Annotated in this window: 12 protein-coding genes and 4 pseudogenes; 5 read left to right on the top strand and 11 right to left on the bottom strand. The window is 65.4% G+C overall.

The features are described 5' to 3' along the window. Window positions 1–23 precede the first annotated feature (23 nt). The 3 genes and pseudogenes from HNQ08_RS27660 to HNQ08_RS23820 all read left to right on the top strand — a co-directional run bounded on the left by HNQ08_RS27660 (window position 24) and on the right by HNQ08_RS23820 (window position 1,179). Window positions 24–227, top strand: a complete 204-nt coding sequence (locus HNQ08_RS27660; RefSeq protein ID WP_229790247.1) for a site-specific integrase — start codon at window positions 24–26, stop codon at window positions 225–227. Window positions 228–296: 69 nt separating this feature from the next. Further along, window positions 297–881, top strand: a pseudogene (locus HNQ08_RS27655) (tyrosine-type recombinase/integrase). Between the two features lie 109 nt (window positions 882–990). Beyond that, complete coding sequence (locus tag HNQ08_RS23820) at window positions 991–1,179, top strand: hypothetical protein (protein ID WP_184137605.1); 189 nt, start codon at window positions 991–993, stop codon at window positions 1,177–1,179. A gap of 112 nt (window positions 1,180–1,291) precedes the next feature. Here HNQ08_RS23820 and HNQ08_RS23815 read toward each other — a convergent pair whose 3' ends face one another. The 6 genes from HNQ08_RS23815 to HNQ08_RS23790 form a co-directional block, all read right to left on the bottom strand. Continuing rightward, a complete protein-coding gene (locus HNQ08_RS23815; RefSeq protein WP_184137603.1) occupies window positions 1,292–3,406 on the bottom strand; it encodes a GAF domain-containing protein in 2,115 nt (704 codons plus the stop codon). A gap of 70 nt (window positions 3,407–3,476) precedes the next feature. Continuing rightward, window positions 3,477–3,872 carry an ester cyclase gene (locus tag HNQ08_RS28370; protein WP_184137666.1) on the bottom strand — a complete coding sequence of 132 codons (396 nt, stop codon included), beginning with the start codon at window positions 3,870–3,872 and terminating at the stop codon, window positions 3,477–3,479. Window positions 3,873–3,987: 115 nt separating this feature from the next. After that, window positions 3,988–4,362, bottom strand: a complete 375-nt coding sequence (locus HNQ08_RS23805; RefSeq protein ID WP_184137601.1) for a response regulator — start codon at window positions 4,360–4,362, stop codon at window positions 3,988–3,990. Between the two features lie 2 nt (window positions 4,363–4,364). Beyond that, window positions 4,365–4,796: a response regulator gene (locus HNQ08_RS23800; RefSeq protein WP_184137599.1), complete on the bottom strand. Its 432-nt coding sequence runs from the start codon at window positions 4,794–4,796 to the stop codon at window positions 4,365–4,367. A 14-nt stretch (window positions 4,797–4,810) separates the two neighbouring features. Next, window positions 4,811–7,804 carry a PAS domain-containing sensor histidine kinase gene (locus HNQ08_RS23795; RefSeq protein WP_184137597.1) on the bottom strand — a complete coding sequence of 998 codons (2,994 nt, stop codon included), beginning with the start codon at window positions 7,802–7,804 and terminating at the stop codon, window positions 4,811–4,813. 410 nt (window positions 7,805–8,214) lie between these two features. Continuing rightward, window positions 8,215–9,240: a diguanylate cyclase gene (locus HNQ08_RS23790; protein ID WP_229790246.1), complete on the bottom strand. Its 1,026-nt coding sequence runs from the start codon at window positions 9,238–9,240 to the stop codon at window positions 8,215–8,217. 209 nt (window positions 9,241–9,449) lie between these two features. Here HNQ08_RS23790 and HNQ08_RS23785 point away from each other — a divergent pair. After that, window positions 9,450–9,856 (top strand): annotated as a pseudogene (locus tag HNQ08_RS23785) (IS4 family transposase); the annotation flags it as partial. Between the two features lie 102 nt (window positions 9,857–9,958). Here the strand turns inward: HNQ08_RS23785 and HNQ08_RS23780 are convergent. The 5 genes and pseudogenes from HNQ08_RS23780 to HNQ08_RS23760 all read right to left on the bottom strand — a co-directional run bounded on the left by HNQ08_RS23780 (window position 9,959) and on the right by HNQ08_RS23760 (window position 16,336). Then, window positions 9,959–10,674, bottom strand: a pseudogene (locus HNQ08_RS23780) (IS6 family transposase). A gap of 12 nt (window positions 10,675–10,686) precedes the next feature. Next, window positions 10,687–10,977: pseudogene (locus HNQ08_RS23775) on the bottom strand (transposase); the annotation flags it as partial. A 52-nt stretch (window positions 10,978–11,029) separates the two neighbouring features. Continuing rightward, window positions 11,030–12,634, bottom strand: a complete 1,605-nt coding sequence (locus tag HNQ08_RS23770; RefSeq protein ID WP_184137590.1) for a S8 family peptidase — start codon at window positions 12,632–12,634, stop codon at window positions 11,030–11,032. Between the two features lie 492 nt (window positions 12,635–13,126). Then, complete coding sequence (locus HNQ08_RS23765; protein ID WP_184137588.1) at window positions 13,127–13,567, bottom strand: hypothetical protein; 441 nt, start codon at window positions 13,565–13,567, stop codon at window positions 13,127–13,129. 270 nt (window positions 13,568–13,837) lie between these two features. Then, window positions 13,838–16,336 carry a hypothetical protein gene (locus HNQ08_RS23760; RefSeq protein WP_184137585.1) on the bottom strand — a complete coding sequence of 833 codons (2,499 nt, stop codon included), beginning with the start codon at window positions 16,334–16,336 and terminating at the stop codon, window positions 13,838–13,840. 413 nt (window positions 16,337–16,749) lie between these two features. On the opposite strand from HNQ08_RS23760, the gene HNQ08_RS23755 reads away from it, so the two are divergent. After that, window positions 16,750–17,187: a hypothetical protein gene (locus HNQ08_RS23755; protein ID WP_184137583.1), complete on the top strand. Its 438-nt coding sequence runs from the start codon at window positions 16,750–16,752 to the stop codon at window positions 17,185–17,187. Window positions 17,188–17,261: the final 74 nt, after the last annotated feature.

Here is a 17,261-nt window from a genome sequence, read left to right as displayed (position 1 = left end):
AGTATCAGGCTCTTATCACAGGTATGAATCCCAGTGATGTTCAAATCGCCGCCGCGCATTTCCTTGCGGGGCTGAATCGCAGCCCGGCCACCATCCGGGCCTACCGGGCAGCCCTGACCCACCTCCAACGCTGGTTGCAGGACAACGGCAAAAAGCTGGATGCGGCAGCTCTGGAAGCGTACTTCGCAGCCCACGGATGGGCTGCCTCTACCCAGAACCGCAAGTAGACCGCTTTTGAGCGCTTCTGTCGCTGGAATCGGCAGCATGGCGGGCCAGACCTTGATCCCACCCAGCATATTGAACGTCCCAAAATTCCACTGCCCCACCCGCGCGGTCTGCGCCGGGACCACATTGAGCGCATCTTTGCCGTCAGTCCTGCGCGGCAGACACGGGACACCCTGCTGTTCCGGCTGGTCTTTGAAACGGGGCTGCGGATCAGCGAGGCGCTGAACATCCATCTGGACGATCTTGATCTTGCCAGGTGAGATGAACATTTGATCGTGCTGGGCAAGGGAGAGCAGCACCGTCCGGCGCTGCTCGATGATCCCCGCCTGGTCAACGCGCTGCGGAAGTATCTGCGGTCTCTGGACTACACACACGGGCCGCTGTTTCAGGCGCAAAAGAACGGGCGTGGTGGGCCGCTGCGGTATCAGAGCGTGCAGGAGCGCTGGCAGCGCTACGCGGCTCTCGCAGGCGTGACCAGCACGATGCATCAGTTGCGCCACAGCCACGCGACGGAATTGGTCAACGGGGGCGTGAGTCTGGGAACCATCCGCAAGCGGCTGGGCCACCGCCACATTCAGACCACCCTGCGCTATGCCGAGATCAGCGACACTTTGGCCGATGCCGAACTCCGAACCTGGCGGCGCAGGCAGCGCTAAGTTCCTTAGCGCTGGTTTTGGGTCCTAGTCTCAGGTCACCCCGTATACCGTTGGGCGCGTTCAGCAGATCGTACAGGGTTACCGCGTCCAGGCGGAGTTGGGGGACGCGGTGCATCCGCCTTTGTTCCGGCATCAGATGCTGACGTTCCTGACTGGAGAGAAGCTGTCGGACGCGCAGATCCAGCTTCTCAGCGGCCAGGCCAGCAAGAAAAATCTGAAGGTGTATCAGCATCTGTCGCTGGAGGCTGTGAATGGTGCCTATCAGCAGGCGGCCAAGCGGCTGGAGCTGGGGACGTAACGGTGGGAAGCCGAGAATGCTGTGCTGGCGGGTAACTTTCCTTAGCGGTGTAAAATTCTTGGATCTTGCCGTTACCCCAGCGGGCCAGCGGCACGCCTGATTTGAGGCGCGGTCACGAGCTGAGAACCTTGGGGAGGATGAAGCTGAAGGTGGCCCCCTGATCTGGCTGCCCCTCTGCCATCATCGTTCCGCCATGCCGGGTCATGATCCGGCGTGCATTCGCCAGGCTGACCGCTGCCCCCTCAAAGTCTTCCGCACGGTGCAGGCGCTGAAACATGCTGAACAGCTTGTTGCTGTACTGTGGATTGAAGCCCACCCCGTTGTCACGTACCAGCACGGCCCAGCTCTGACCCCGTTCCTCAGCCCAGACCCTGATCACCGCCCGGTCCCGGCTTCGGATGAACTTCACGGCATTGTCCACCAGCGCCGTGATCACCCGGCGCAGCAGCTCGGCGTCTCCGACGACGGTGGGCAGAGAACTGATGTGCCAGTCGATCTGGCGCTGCGGCCGGTCCACCGCCATTTTCTGCCGGGCCTCAGTGAACAGGCGCTCAAGGTTGACCTGCTCAACCTTGAGCGCCTGACGTGAGGTGCGGGAAACGTCCAGCATGCCGTCGATCAGCATGCTGAGGGTGTCGGCGGCGGTTCGGACGATCCCGAAGTAGCGCTCCGCCTTCGCATCCAGCGGCGTCGGCAGCTCACGGCGCAGTAGATCGCCGAAGCTGAGGATGTGCCGCACCGGGGTCCGCAGGTCATGCGACACGCTGTACGTGAACGCCTCGAGCTCCTCGTTGGACGCCTGCAAGAGATCACGCTGGGCCTTGAGTTGCCGGGCGGTCTCCGTGCGGTCCAGGGCCAACCCCAGGCTGCGCCCCACCGCTCGGAACACCGCCTGGTGGTGTACGGACCAACGTGCCGTGTCTCTGAAACCCAACACGAACATCGCCTGGGGGCGGCCGCCGATGGCGAGCGGATAAATGGCAACGCTCTTGAAGGCTTCGGTTCCGGCGACTCGTTCCTTCTGGGGGTCCCAGCCGTCAACGAAGATGGGTTGACCCGTTTGCATCGGCCCGGCGAACACGGGGGTATCGAGCGGCAGCCCCGCTCTCAGGGAGTCCAGCAGGTCCGGATCGTCCTCCAGATCAGGGGTATGGACCTTAAGCTTCCACAGGCCATCCTCCAGGGCGTAATAGTCGTTGGTGCAGCCAGGAAACAGGAGGCTCAGCACCTCCACCGCCCGCCCGGCCAAATTCAGCACGTCGATCTCGCTGTCCGCCGCCTCAGTGAAGCGTACGAAGGCTTCGAGTTCAGCGGTGCGGTCCCTCACCTGACGCTCTAGATCACCGGAGAGCCGGGCACGGTCCAGGGCCAGGGCGCACTGTGCAGCCAGTGTCCTCATAAAACGTTCCTCGTCCGGAGTGAAGTCGTGCGGCTCTTGGAAATCCAGGACGATCACGCCCAGCGGTTGACCGCCTTCCACCATGGGCAGCACCGCGGTGGCGACGGCGGCCACCCCTCCCGTTCGGGCCTCAAGTTCCGGATACGCGGCCGTCAGCTCGCCGCCCTCCCGAAAGAACAGTGGGGTGTTCGTGCGCAGCGCATCCGGGCTGGGCCGGTGACCGTCGAGGTCCCCGTCCTGCCAGATGCTCGCGTCGTCATCACCCCTGCGCGCCACGACATGCAACCGCCCATCCTGGACCAGCAGGACCGCGCCGGAGACAGCATTCAAAGCACCCCGTGCGTCGCGCAGCAGGAGGTCTGTGACCTCCTGCTGGGTCCGGACCGCGGCCAACACCTCTGTCAGGCCCTGGAGGGACGTCATCAGGGCGGAGGCTGTCTCCCGTTTGGTCACATCGGTCTGGAAGCCCAGGAAGTGCGTGACGGTGCCTGCCGCGTCATGGATGGGACTGATGGTGAGTTCATTGAAGAACAGCGTGCCGTCGAGACGGTAGTTGCGCAGGATGACGGTGGTGCTGCGCCCCGCTGCAATCGCCTGCCGAAGGTCTTTCCTGGCCGCCTGGTCCCGGTCCTGACCCTGCAAGAAACGGCAGTTGCGTCCGAGGGCCTCGGAGGCGGGGGAGCCACTCATGCGTTCAAAGGCTGGATTGACGTAGATGATGGGCAGGTCTAGCAGCCGGGCGTCGGCAATCACCACGCTGTGAACGCTGGCCGCCAGGGCCTGACTCAGGAGCTGAAGGTCCGGGGAGAAGGCGTGCGACTCAGACACAGACTGTCCTGTCGCTGGCGGGGGAAGCCGTCATGACTCGAATATATGGCCCGCGCTGGTTCCTCAGCCTTTACGTGAATGCTATTGGTGGAGCGCGGTCGCGCGTTGTAACCTCAACCACCCGAAAACAGCCGTTAAGCGGTTGTCTCACGGCCTGGACAGGGCAGGGGCATTTCTCAAGACCAGAGGGGCGGCTCCGTTGAGCGGCCCTCTTCTTTCGGCCCACGCCCAGGCTGTGGGAGAGGCGGCGGGCATAGAGGCCAGAGAGCTCAGGGCTGCTCCCGGGGATGGCGCCGATCTGCTGCATAAACAGCAGACTGTCCGCATTGGCCCAGTACTCGACGATCCTTCCGTCCATCATATGCAGCTTGTCGGAGCCCGTGAAGTTCACCGCACGCCCGGGAACGGCCCAGGACGTTCCTGGTATCCCCTGTAAGGTGCCCCGCGCCCGCCAGCGTCCAAGCAGGGGTCCCTACACGATCCAGTCATTTTTGTAGCCGTAGAGGGCTTCCAGCATCTGCACTTGCCAGTGGATGCGGCGAACGCGGGCCATGACGCTGTCTGAAAGAGCGAGCCCCTGTTCAGGGTGGAGCAAACGCCGAAGAGGGGAAGGATGCTACCAGGGCCCTCACTGCCTCCTGGCCCTTGACCAGGTAGGCCTGCACACCCAAGGCAAGCGCCTCCGCCTCCTGGGCTTCATTGCGCTGGCCGCTCAGAATCACGACCGGCGTTTGCTTGACCAGGGCCAGCACCCGCCGCACCAGCGGCATTCCAAAGCCATCCGGAACATCCAGATCCAGCAACACCAGATCGAAGGGCTGACTTCCCCAGGCCTGTTCGGCGCTGGCACAGCTCACGACGTGGTGCACCGTCCAGGACACGTTCTCCTGGCTCAGCCATTCCTGCAACAAGATGGCGTCCGGAAGGTAATCTTCAATCAGCAGCACCTGCCTCATGTCTACGCTCCTCCAGGCAACTGTGCCTTGACCAGCCAGAATTGTTCGATCACCTGAACCAGCGCGATGGCCCCGGACAGATCCCGGGGTTTGGTCAGAAACGCGTTGGCGCCCAAGTCGTAGGCCTGCTGGATATCGCGCTCCTCTTTCGAGGTCGAGAACACGAGCACCGGAAGGCCCCGGAGCACCGGATCGGCCCGGATATGGCTGAGCACCTCAAAGCCGTTCATGCGCGGCATATTCAAATCCAGCAACACCAGTTTTGGCCTGGGTGCGCCGGTATACGGCCCTTCGCGCCGCAGGAAAGCCAGGGCCTCCACGCCATCCTCAACGTGACTCAGGTGCAGCTGTTTGACGGTTGCCCCAAACGCTTCTTCCATCAGGATGACGTCCGGGAAGCTGTCATCCACCAGCAGCACGTTGTGGAGGGTCATCGGCGGCGTTCCACTCATACTGGACGTCCCTTCACAGGCCAGGTGAAGAAGAAGGTCGTGCCGCTCCCGGGTGTACTCTCCAGCCACAGGCGCCCCCCCTGACGCTCCACGATTTTGCGCGCCACCGAGAGACCGATTCCGTTGCCCTCGTACTTTTCCCGGGTGTGCAGGCGCTGGAAGATCGTAAAAATCCGTTCGTGAAACTCCGGGGCAATGCCCAGACCGTTGTCCGACACCGAGAAGCGCCAGGCCTCTTCTTCCCGAACCGCATCCACCTGAATGAAGGGGGCGCGGTCCGGCGCTCTGAACTTGAGTGCGTTGCCAATCAAGTTCACAAAGACCTGCCGGAGTTGCGCGGCGTGACCGGTGACCGTCGGCAGCGCTCCAGCGTGAAGCTGCGCCCGTGTCCCCTGCACTTCCATCTCTAGAGTCTGAAACACTTGGGCAAGGACCAGCTGAGTGTCTACCGGTTCAGCTTCATTCCTTGCACTGGCAACCCGGGCATACGTCTGCAGGTCTTGCAACAAAGTCCCCAGGCGGGTGGTCGCCTCAGTGATCAGGCGGGCATACAGGTGGCCACGCTCGTCGAATTGGTCGGCGTAACGGTTGACCAGGAGTTCCGAGAAGCTGGTGACTGTCCGCAGGGGCTCCTGCAGGTCATGACTGGCCACGTAGGCGAACTGCTCCAGCTCAGCCAGACTGCGCTGCAATTCGGTGTTGGACCGTTGCAAGTCCCGCTCCACCGCCAGGCGGTCGCGCATGTCCCGCGTGATCGTTCCGTAGCCATCCATCAGGCCGGTACTCGGGTCGGTGAGGGTAAAGATGGTGCGCCACACGGGAATGGCTTCCCCCGTAACGGTATGGCGCAGTTTGAGGTCACCCTGCCAACAGCCGTTCCGGTCGACTTCGGGCAGGATCTGCGTTTCAAACCGCTCGCGGTCGCTCTCGTGCACGACGGTGAAGATCTCACCCAGTGGATCGTGCTCACCCAGACCCACCAGTGCGCGCCCGGCCCGGTTCACATACATGATGCGGTGCTCGCGGTTGGCGATCCCGATATAATCGCTGCTCGCTTCCACGAGGCGGGCGAGCCGGGCCCGGTCCCGTTGCCGCTCGCGGATGTCCCGCGCGGTGATCGCAATATTGACTGGCTGACCGGTGGTGGGGTCGTTGATCAGCATCAGACTGGCATTCACCGGAAGCCGTTGCCCAGTGCCCTCATGCTGAAGATCCAGATCCCCGAGCCAATGGCCCGTGGACAGCAGGGCGGGGTAGATCTGTGTGCGCAACTGATGTTGCGCTGCTGGAACAGTGATGTCTTCCCAAGTCCAGCTGGAGCCCTCCTCACGCTCGAGCAGCCGGAGCCCCACTGGATTGAGGTACTCGAACTGGCCGCCCAGATCCATCAGGCCGATCAGGTCATCGCTCTCGTTCACCAGCCGTTCCAGACGCAGACGGCTGAATTCACCAAGTTTTTGCTCGTGAATGTCCGCGTGAATGCCGACCCACTCGCGCACCAGGCCCTCCGGCTCCCAGACAGGGACGGCGCGGGCCAGATACCAACGGTACGTGCCCTCAGGGGTGCGCAGGCGATGCTTCAACTGATAGGTGGTTCGGGTTCGAAGCGCTTCATTCCAGGCCTGGATGACCTCTGCGCGGTCATCCGGATGAATGGCCTCCGTCCAGCCCTGGCCGCGCGACGCCTCGCAATCCTGTCCCGTCAGCTCCTCCCAGGCGGGCTGGGAGGAGCTGGCCAGCCCCTCTGGCGTCGTGATCCAGACGACCTGGGAACTGGCAGTGACCAGCGACCGGAACCGGGCTTCGCTGCGCTGAATGGACAGTTCGGCCAGCTTCCGCTCGTGGATGTGCACGGCATACCCCAGCCAGCCGCTCTCGTCGCTCGCCACTCCGGAAGAGAAGGGGGCAATCTGACAGGCGTGCCAGCGGTAAACCCCATCATGACGGCGCAACCGCACCTCAAGTTCATACGCCTGCCCGGTGCGGAGCCCTTCGGTGCGGGCCTGAACAGCAGCGGGCCGGTCCTCCGGGTGAACCGCGTCCAACCATGAGAGGCCATGCGGTTCGGTGGGCAGGCCGGTGAACCGGTGCCAGTGTTCGTTGAAGCGCTGAACCTGACCTTCGCGCGAGGACATCCAGACGATGTTGGGCATGGCCTCGAACAGGGCGCGGTAGCGCTGCTCACTGTCGCGCAGCACCTGCTCCCTTCGCCTGTCCTCGGTGATGTCGGTATGCATGCCGATCCACTCGGTGATGCGTCCGTCGGCATCCTGCAGAGGGAAGGCCCGGCCCAGCATCAGGCGGTAGCTGCCGTCAGGCTGACGCAGGCGGTGTTCGACCACATAAGGGGTGCGCTGGGTGTTGGCCTGTTCAACCGCCTGCGCCGTTGCCAGGACGTCCTCCGGGTGAACCAGGTCCAACCAGGCGTCCGGCCCGAGTCCGGGGTGCTGGCCCAACAGCCCAGGCCACCCCTGGCTGTCGACTTGCGGCGCTCCGTACGGCACGGCGGACCAGACCGTCTGATGGGTGGCCTGGACGAGGGCGCGGAACCGCTCCTCGTTCCGCTCCAAGCGCTGCAGGTGGTGGTTCGCTTGCTGCTGGGCGATCTTCAGGTCGTCGATCTGGGTGCAGCTGCCGATCCAGCCCATCACCTCGCCCGTCTTGGCGTGCAGTGACCTGGCCTCGGAACGGATCCAGCGGTACGTCCCGTCGTGGTGCTCCAGACGGAACTCGCAGTGAAACGGCATGACGTCCATCCAGGATTGCTCCCAGCACTTTTGGAACCCGTCCCGGTCCTCAGGGTGCACGGCCACGGCGAAGCGTTGCTGGAGGAAGGCCTCGGGGGAGCGGCCCGTGAACGCGAGCAGGTCACGGTTTACGAAGGTGGTCAAGCCATGGGCGTCGGCGCACCAGGTCATCGAGGGCAGCGTGTTGAGGAGGTCTTCTAGACCTACAGATGACTCTGAGATGTGGGCCGGATCAAACAGCATGAACCATAGCGTACGTGGCTCATGGACGCCATAAGAGACGGAGCTTCCATTGCTGGAGGAATGAGCAACACCCGGCGCACTGAAGCAAGAGGGGCAGAAGGCAGCCTCACACGCTTCTGTGAAACGTTTGACATCAGGAGGCGTCCAGATTCAGTGTTGCCGCTCTTGTTGGCCATCCTGCGGGTCTGTTCGGTGTGCACGCTAAACCTCCGGCTCCAAGCGTGTGCCGATCAAGCCCTGGTGGAGCTCGGTCAAGGCCCAGGCCTGGAACGTGGTCTGCAGACCGAACAGCCGGGGCGTGGGGACGCGGGCAGGGACACGTCGAGCACGAGGAGAACAGAACCTTTCGTTCAACAGGACCGGGCGCTTTGCCTCGCCCGTCCAGTAAAGGCCAGAGAAACTGGGATCCCTTAGGGCTGCGGCACCAGGATACAGTTGCGCCCCGCCCTCTTGGCAGAATAGAGCAAATCGTCAGCGGCCCGGAGAATATCGCGCTTGAGCCCAGCGACAGGAATCAGTCCACCAGAAACTGTCACCTGCTCGCCGCTCAGACCAGCGCGTGGCGCGACGTCCCGCGCCACAGCATGCCGGACGCGCTCGCTCATCCGGAAGGCGGCGTCCGGCGCGCAGGGCGACAGCAGCACGGCAAATTCCTCCCCGCCCAGTCGGTAGACGCTGTCCGTCAGACGCACCGTCTCCTGCAGGACTTGGACCGTCGCCGCCAAAACCTGGTCGCCCGCCTCATGCCCGTAAGTGTCGTTAACCCGTTTGAAATGATCTAGGTCCAGCAGCAGGAGAAAAGCGGGCGGCTCGGGATGACCCAGGTCATCGTCGAAGCGGCGCCGGTTAAAGGCACCCGTTAGGGGGTCCAGGTAGACGAGTTGCTCTAAGTGTTCGGTACGGGCCAGCGCTCGGAGCCGGGTTTGATCAACGGCCTGTGCAGTCAGCAGGCCAAGGACGCTGAGGCAGGTCATGGCCAGATAGACCGGAAGAGCTTCCAACAATGACTTTCCCGCGAGGGTGAACCCAAGGAATGTTGTCAGGCTGGTCAACCCAAAGAGTACGAGGGGGCGCCACCACGGCAGCAGTTCGACGTTGGGTTTGGTTCGGAAGAGTCCCGTTCTCCAGCTGAACAGTGCGGTGATCAGCAGCAGGCCCAGAACAGAAGGGCCGGCGCCGGCGCCGGCCAACAAGAGGCGGTAGAGGGCCACCGGGATGGCCACCAATAGGCCGGCGAGGAAGCCGTGACGCTGCGCCGCAAGAGCGACGATGACGGCCCGGAGGTCAAGCAGCAGGCCGGGGGCCACTTGGACGGTGTTGAGCAGCAGCAAAAAGGCCACGCTCACGGCCCCCAGATAGCGCACAAGCAGTCGGAACAGGGCGTTGCGGTTGGCGCGCAGCGTGGACGTGAGACTCAGGAGGAACACGCCCGTCACGAGGAGAGCAAAGTTGAGCAAGAGGTTATTGAGTGTTTGCCAGAACGCCACGGAACTATTGTTACGGGTGTGGCCTTCTCTGGACGTCACTGGAAAGGCTTAATGAGGTGACCGCGAGTAGAAGTTGACCCAATCCTCAGCACCTGACACTTTGCGGCAAATGGCGTTCTGAACGCGGTTCAGCGTGACGAAGGACAGTACCTGGGTCTATGACGATCCCCAATCCTGTCCGACTGCATGCTGACACGCTGGCCGCCCTCCTCAAAGCCCACCCGCCTCACCGCCGCCAGGATTCCCTCAGGCGGCTGGCCAAAGTGCGGCTGGCGCTGCTCCAGGCCAAGTCTACCCTGCACCGCAAGATCGCGCTCCATCTCCCTCGAGACGGCACCCACGAATCGAAGACCCGGGCCACGGTGCGGGTCTTCCACGACGCTCAACTGACCCCGCAGCACGTCACAGAAGTCCTGCTTCCCTACTCCCCGACAGCAAGCTAACCTTGATCATGGACCGCACGACTTGGCATTACGGTCAGACGCCACCGAACATCCTGGTCCTGGGCGCCCTCCTCGGGGGCGCGGTGATCCCGCTCGTGTGGTCCATCCTCCCGCATCAGGGCCAAAGGGCGTACTGAATGATGCTAAGCGGGAGGGCGGTGGCGGTAAGGCTTACGATCCGTCACGGACAGTCAGCCTATCGCGCTTAACTTGCCAGAACCGGTTCAGGCCACCTCTACAGTCATCGTTGACCACGTCTGAAACACTTGTTTCTGATCGTTTCGTCTGAGTGGTGCAGACACACTGGTTCGGAAATGGTGATGAAAGTTGGTGACTCGGGCGTGCAGGCTCAGGAATTCTTGAGCACGTTTGCGCCGTTTCAACCCATGTTGAGATCGTTCTTGTCGTCGCGTAGACTGGTGTTCTCGCAAGGTGACGTGATTGCAGCGTGCAGTGGAAATCACCTGTTGGTGATCGACGCTAATGAGGCTCAGGATCTTCCGGATCGCGGCCCCATCACTCCGCAGCTGATCAGTGGAGATCGTTTCTGGGACATCGTATTTGCCGAGCAACCCAGTCAGGAAGGTTCTCGCCGCCTCGGTATCACGAGGGCTCTGGAGGAGGCTATCGAGCACGAAGCCGTGCTCGTCCACGGCTCGCCCTCACCAGTGTCGGACGCCATCCACCGTTGTGCAGACCTCGTCCAGAAGCCAGCGGGAACCCCGGCTTTCCCTCTCGCTGACGAAGGTCCTCAGCGAACAGAGGGCCGAATTTGATGCACCACTCGCGCAGCGTTTCGTGGCTGACCTGCTGGGCTGTGATGGTAGAGCCATATCTGCACCTCACGGTCACTGAGGGGGAAAAGCGGTGAGACAGCTTTGGCGGCGTGCTGAATGATCAGCATTGAAAAGCGATGGCGGTGGGGTTTGGCATCGCTCACGGACGGTCAGCCTCCCCTGAACTGGTTCAGGCAACACAACCGTCTGGGGTCATGAGCGGCATTCTCAAAGCAACCCGCCTGAAGCCAGCGTTGCGCCTGTTGGCGCACCGTCTCAGCGGGAGGAAAGTCGTGAGGTAGGGAAGCCCACTGTGCCCCCGTGCGAGTGACCCAGAGTAAGGCGTTCAGCGTCTCCCGGATGGCGTATCTCCGTTGGATCGCTGCCTCTGGGCTGAGCAGGAGAGAGGGCAACAGGAAGAGAGACGTGTCGTCATCGCCCTCGCTCGGGTAGCTTCGCCGCATCACCCACCCTCTTGATCCATGCCGACAGCGCCCTGGCGTCCCCTGTGTGCAACGTTCAAATTTCAGGGCAGCGCGTGGCGCTGGCCCGCAGCTGCAGCAGGCCCGTACCGACGCTGGTCGCATTGCGGTCCGCTTCACGGATGTTCGTCAGGACCGCGTCCGCCTTGATCTGTATAACCAGCGCTGTGGGAGACGCCGTGGGACATGCCTCGCGCCACTGTGCGAGTGCGCCTGCCGCGAGTGGGGTCGCGAACGAGGTGCCGTTCGGCACCTGGACCGTGTCGTCGGTAAAGCGGATGACGCCTGGCGCGACGACGTCGAGGGCCGCCGCCTTCCGGCTGGTCGTCGCGCGCTTCCAGCCGCTCACGTCCGCGAAGAGGTCTTCGCTGCCTCCGTTGCCGTCTGAAACGTCGAATGGCGGATCCACCGATTCGAGCGCGCCGACGACCAGAACACCTGGCAGGTCATACGAAGCCGGGAAGTGCTGCTTGGACACTGTGCGGGATTCCGACTGCCCGGCAGCCTCGTTTCCGACCGCCGCCGCGATCAGCGTGTCAGCGTCGGTTGCGGCGACCAGGGCGCGGCGCATAATTTCGCTCGGGACGTCTGCGCCGAAACTGAGGTTGAGCACCGTGCGGCCGGGCGCCGCGGCGGACATCGCGTAGCACAGGCCCTGGACAATGTGCGACGTGCGGCATACGCCGCTTTCGTCACACACCTTGACGGGCAACACCTCCGAGCCGCTCGCCACACCGCGCTGCAGACCTGCGATCATCTGCGCGACGCTGTTGCCGTGACCGAAGAACGAAAAGCGGAAGTCATCGTTCGGCGCCGCGGACACGTTGACGAAGTTCCGCCCTGGAAGCACGCGCCGGGGATCGGCCGGGTCCTCCGACGCTGGGAACTCGGGGTCATCGGCACGGATGCCGGTGTCGAGCACCGCGACCGTCACGCCGCTGCCCGTGGTGTCGCCGTTGCCAATCGCCCTCTTGTAGTAAAACCGGACGTTGATCAGTCCACGGTCCCACAGCGACGCGGGATCGACCTTGAAGAGTCCCTCGGCGTCCGCCACGCGCACGCCCGGCAGGGCGCGCAATCTCGCGAGCGTCTCGCCGACGCCGGCGCCGCCGGTGCCCACGACTGCCAGCCTATCGGCACAGGGCCCGGCGTCCCCGTCGAGTTCCCTCCAGCCGCCTGACGCGAGGGCGAGCCCCTGCGCGGCGAGGGCCGCTTCGAACGTGGTGCGCGCCGTCTCCGCCTGGACCAGCGCGAGGACGCGCGTGTCGTCCACGAAGCCGCGCGAGCCGAGCACGGTGACGGTCTGCTCGAACGTCTGGCCCTCGCCCGTCAGGCGCAGCTGTTGGAAGCCACCGCTGGCTGTGACGGGCACCCGCAGCTGCAGCGCCGTGCCCTGCACGTCGACTGTCAGCGGCGTACGTTCGCCGTCCACATCGGTCAGCTCTGCCTGAAAGGTGCCCTGAGGCGCGCGGCTCATCTCGGCGATGAAGGCTGCACCGGGCGTGGCCTCGGTCAAGGCCCACTGCTCGACGGTCAGGGCCGACGGGGAGGGCGGCGGGACAGGTCCGGGGCAGGCCGTCAGGCCGATCGTCAGGCAACAGGCAAGTACGACCTTCGACGTCAGGCGGTGAAGGTGGAACATTCCGTCCTCCTGGGCTGCAGGGCAGCAAAGACGAGCCGTGGACGAACGCCGCGCCAGCCATCCGCGCCTCCGACGGCCACCGTACTGCCGGGAAACGCAAGAAGGGACACATTCAATGTACGTGAAGAGGCATTCCTGTTGGTGAGGCTGATCGGGTCACGGCCCTGTCGTATCGCGTGTCGAGCTGGCGCCATCGTCCGGAAGCGAACAGACCGTCGCCTGATGGACGCTCACCTCCATATCGAGCGGTGTGAGCGTCCGGGGACTCGGCGAGAACAGGACACCGCAAGTGTCGTGGTGGCCCGTAGGCACGTTTGCGAGTGGACGTCGCCGATGGGGCCGGGGGCGGGCAAGGTCACCGCAGGACACGGGCGTGTTGGCGGCACGACGTCACAGTGCATGTGCGAAAAGAACCTGCCGCTGTCTGAAAAGCGCGGCGTGACTCGGGCAGGTTCCGGGGGTGCCCCAGCCCTGAGGGCTGGGGCGCGGAGCTCAGTAGGCGTCGATGTCCGTGGTGTACACACAGACCCCGTCGCAGCCGGCCATGTGCGTGCGCACGCGGTACCAGCCGTCATAGCGGGCCATGAAGGCGAGGACTGGGATGTCGTCGTCCGCCGTGTCGCGGTCCATCACGTCACCGTCTTCGTCAAGCAGATACAGATCGAGATCGGAGCAGTCCCAGTCGCATTCGCCCACGGCAGTCACCATGTCGCCGCGCTCCAGGTAGATCCATTCGGAGTAGGCCGAGGCGCCGTCGCGCAGCCAGCCCTCAGAACGCTCGGCGAAGGCGGACCCACCGATCAGGGCGGCGACGAGGGCGACGGTGGCGGGCAGGCGGCGCAGGGTATGGTTCAGGGTCATGGTGGTCCTCCGGTTGCGGGTGGCAGGTCTGCCGGGTTGGGGGCGGACAGCGGCGGGGCGGGCGGTGATCATGCGTTCCTCCTTCGTTGACCTCGTCGTTCTTGAGGTCAAGGTACGGAGGGTCCCCGATCAGCACCCGAGCAACTCCTGGCGCGGGTCGTCACTCCCCCTGTGCGCCACCGCCGCCTTCCGGAGACTGGACGCGTGGCATGCAGGGCGGGGCCCAAAAGACCCAGCGGTATACCCCGCCCTGCGGTGGGTCCGGCGGGCTGTGCATGGGGGAGTCGGTCAGTCAGGCTGCAGAACTTCGGCGATCCATCTGGCCCGGACCCGCGCCGGCGTCTATCCGCGCAGTTGTTCGAGCATCCCGGTGAACTCCGCCTCGAGTTCGGCGTGCTGCAGTTCCCGAACGATGTCGAGCGCCTCCTCGAGTCCGGCAGGTTGTCCGTCGAGTTCGGCGAGGTTCGCCAGGGCCGTGGCCTCCGTGACGCGCTCTCCGGAAGCCCTGGCCTGCAGCAGGGCGCTCTCGAACGCCGCGCGCTCCTCGGAGACGCGTTTCAGATGGTGATAGAGCAAGCCGAGGTTGAGCCAGGCTTTGGCTGCGCTGTCGCGCGCACCCGAGCGGTCGGCCTCGTCGAGCGCGCTCAGGAACGAGCGCTCCGCGTCACCGTACTTCCCATTGAGCATGCTCCACCGCCCCTGGTTGTTGTGCAGGCGCGATCGGAGCAGGGCGTCCTCCCCGGCGAGTGCCACCGCCTCGGTCCACAGGCGATCCGGGTCGAGCCTCGCCGTCCCCGGATCCGGCGGCGGTTCGGGGGTACAGACGGCGACGATCGCGAGGTCACTGAGCACTTCGGCGCGGCGCAGGGTCCTGCCGACCAGGCCAAACAGAAACGCGGCCCCTTCCAGGTGACTGCGGGCGCTGCCGAAGTCTGCGCATTCCGCGTCGAGGTTCCCGAGGACGTAACGGGCCTCGGCCCGCACTTCTTTCGGCAGGGGCTGCCCAAGCAGCGCCCCGGCCCTGCGGCGCGCAGCGTCCGGTTGACCCAGGCGCCACTCGAGGACGGCCTGGAGCGCCTGGACCTCGGGCGTGTCGGCCAGGCGGGCGGTGAGGTCCCACGCGTGGGCGTACTCGCCCTTGCGCTCGTAGGCCTGGGCAAGGCGCAGCGGCGCCGCACAGCCGTCGTGCAGGGCATGCTGCGCCTCGAGCAGGACCTCCACGGCCTGGCGGGCATAGCCGCGTGCGATCAGTTCGTCGGCCCACGCCAGGCTGGCCGCGCAGAGTGCGCCGTGATCGTGTCCGGTCCACAGCGGCCGGGCCCGCACGTACAGTTCGTGGGCGCCGCGGCCCTCCAGGCGGCGCGCGAGGCGCAGAGCGACGGTGAGGTACATGGCGCCGAGCGTTTCCACGAAGGCCAGGGCGGTCGCCCTGGCCCGCACCGTTCCGCCGGGTTCGACGAGGCCCGTCGCGATCAGGCGTTGCAGCGTGGACGCAAAATCTTCCGGACGCAGATGCAGGGCGTCGCGGACCACCGCGAGATCCGTGACCTGGCGCGGCCTGTCGGACCCAGGTCCGAGCAACGTCAGGGCGGCATACATCTCGAGACAGGCGTCGGAGAGGCCCGCGAAGCGGGCATGCAGCGCGTGCGTCAGCGGCTCGCCCCGGGTCAGCGCGTCGACCAGGAACGGCAATCCGCCCGTGGTCGCGTACGCTCCGGGCAGGTCACGCAGCTCTTCGGGCTCGAGCGGCCGCAGGGTGAGCGTCAGGTCGACGGGGACTTCCGGCGGGCCGCGCGAGGCGATGACCACAGCGGTGGGCGCACGGACGTCACGCAGATGGACGAGCGCCGCGCGTGTCAGATCGTCGAGGTGGTCCCAGTCGTCGATCAGCAGCGGCCGGTTGAGCTGCGCGAGTCGGGAGACGACCTGCGCGGCGTCCTGGGCGCCGTCCGGATCGAGCAGGGCGCTCAGGGACGAGTACGGCGCCGTGCCCGGCGCAAGGGCGTAGCCGTCAAGGTGGGCGAGCAGCAACGACTTGCCCATGCCGGCCGTCCCCGTCACCCAGGCCCACTGGCCGCGCCGCACCCCGCGCAGCGCCGCGCGTTCACGGCGGCGGCCGCGCAGGGTGGTGCGCAGTTGTGCGCGCGCGGCGTCGCGGTCCCCGGACAGGACCAGATCGAAGTCCACCCTCGCCTCGCGCTGCAGAATGCCGGCGCGGGGATTCCCGCCCGCCAGGAGCAGGCGGTGGTAGCGACCGTACTGGGCGCCCTCGAGCGCGTTCGTTCCGCTGAGGTCCAGGCCCCGTTCGACGAGGGTGGCAGCCACATCAAACTCGCCACGTTCGGCATGCCGCTCGGCAAGGCGCACATGGGCCTCACGGACCCGGTCGGCCGTCCCGCTGCGGGTCGTGTCGATCCAGTCGAGCACGTCCGGACTCACCAAGATCTCCGACTTGCGTTTCTTGCGCCCGTGCGCCCCCAGGTCGTGCGCGGTGACGAGGAGGCCGTCGAGCCTCAGCAGGAACGCGCCGGAATACAGCTGCACGACGGTGTCGTACCGCCGCGCGGTCTGCGCCGCCTCCAGCTCGGTCACATCGAACGCGACGTTCGTCTCGAGCAGACCCCCCCGGTCCTGCACGAGCGCAGGGTCCTCGTCGCGGAGCTTTCTGAGGACCGACGACAGGCCATCGCTGGGATCGGTGTTGCCTGCAAAGAACAGCTGCGTCAGCGTCGCCCTGGACTGGGCCCCCCGCTCTGCGAGGTAGGTGAGCAGCAGCAACGGCAACGGCGCGGTCAGCCCGGACGACTCGAGTCGCAGGGTTCCCAGGGCCAGCAGCTTCATGCCCCACCTTACGCAACGCGCAGCGCGAGGTCCAGCAGGACCGATCACCTTGATCGGGCCTTGCTCGGGCAGGGCGGCTAGGGTCCGGGCATGAACCGCGATGTCGGAGGCCCGGAGACCCCCTGGCAGTTGTGCGGGCGTGCGGATCTGAGGAGACCGGCACCTGCCGGGATCGGGGCGCCGCGGCCTCAGGGCGGCCAGTGACGGCGGAACGGTCCGGGTCCGGAGCCGCCAGACCCGTTGGCCAGGAGAAGCGTGGCGCCGCACTGGAGCGCGCGCTGCACCTCACACGCCTCGCCACCAGTGCCCGGACCCACGAACGACGGTTCGCCGCAACACATCCGAACACCCCCAGAGGCGTTCTGTCCCTCCTGCAGCGCGCGGGGAGCAGCGCTGACCTCACCACACTCGGCGTGACCGATCCGACCCTCGAGCCCATCACGCTGTGCGCCCTCGCCCGGCTCGGGCCTTGGGCGCGCCTGCTCGTCGCCCACCACCCCCGGGCCCCCGAAGCACTCCTGCGGCGCCTCGCCCTCGACGATGACCCCACGGTGCGCCGCGCGGCCCTCCTGCACCCTGAATTGTCCGGCTGGTGGGCCAGATGTCTGAACGACGTGCTGGCCGGCCGGCTGCCGGTCCACCTGCTCGGCACACCCGATGACCTCGCGGCATACGGCGTGTACGCGGCCTGGCTCGTGGCGCAGTCCCCGGCAGTCTCCCGCGGCCTGCTGTTCCGGCTGCTGCGGCACGACCACCGCGCCGTCCGCCGCGCGGCCCTTGCGGCCCTTCTTCCCGGACGCACCGTCGTGCCTGCACCCGCCCGGACGTTGGAGGAGTTGCTCGGGTGCTGATCGGGCACCCTCCGTACCTTGATTTCAAGAACGACGAGGTTAACGGAGGAGAGATGCATAAACCGCTGAACGCC

This window comes from Deinococcus humi (assembly GCF_014201875.1).
Lineage (GTDB): Bacteria > Deinococcota > Deinococci > Deinococcales > Deinococcaceae > Deinococcus > Deinococcus humi.
The sequence above is the reverse complement of the archived record's forward strand: the minus strand, read 5'-3'. Positions and strand labels throughout refer to the sequence as shown.

Coding starts and splice junctions, on each gene's coding strand:
- HNQ08_RS27660 (WP_229790247.1), top strand. CDS start 24: ATGAATCCCAGTGATGTTCAAATCGCCGCCGCGCATTTCCTTGCGGGG.
- HNQ08_RS23805 (WP_184137601.1), bottom strand. CDS start 4,362: ATGAGGCAGGTGCTGCTGATTGAAGATTACCTTCCGGACGCCATCTTG.
- HNQ08_RS23800 (WP_184137599.1), bottom strand. CDS start 4,796: ATGACCCTCCACAACGTGCTGCTGGTGGATGACAGCTTCCCGGACGTC.
- HNQ08_RS23795 (WP_184137597.1), bottom strand. CDS start 7,804: ATGCTGTTTGATCCGGCCCACATCTCAGAGTCATCTGTAGGTCTAGAA.
- HNQ08_RS23770 (WP_184137590.1), bottom strand. CDS start 12,634: ATGTTCCACCTTCACCGCCTGACGTCGAAGGTCGTACTTGCCTGTTGC.
- HNQ08_RS23765 (WP_184137588.1), bottom strand. CDS start 13,567: ATGATCACCGCCCGCCCCGCCGCTGTCCGCCCCCAACCCGGCAGACCT.
- HNQ08_RS23760 (WP_184137585.1), bottom strand. CDS start 16,336: ATGAAGCTGCTGGCCCTGGGAACCCTGCGACTCGAGTCGTCCGGGCTG.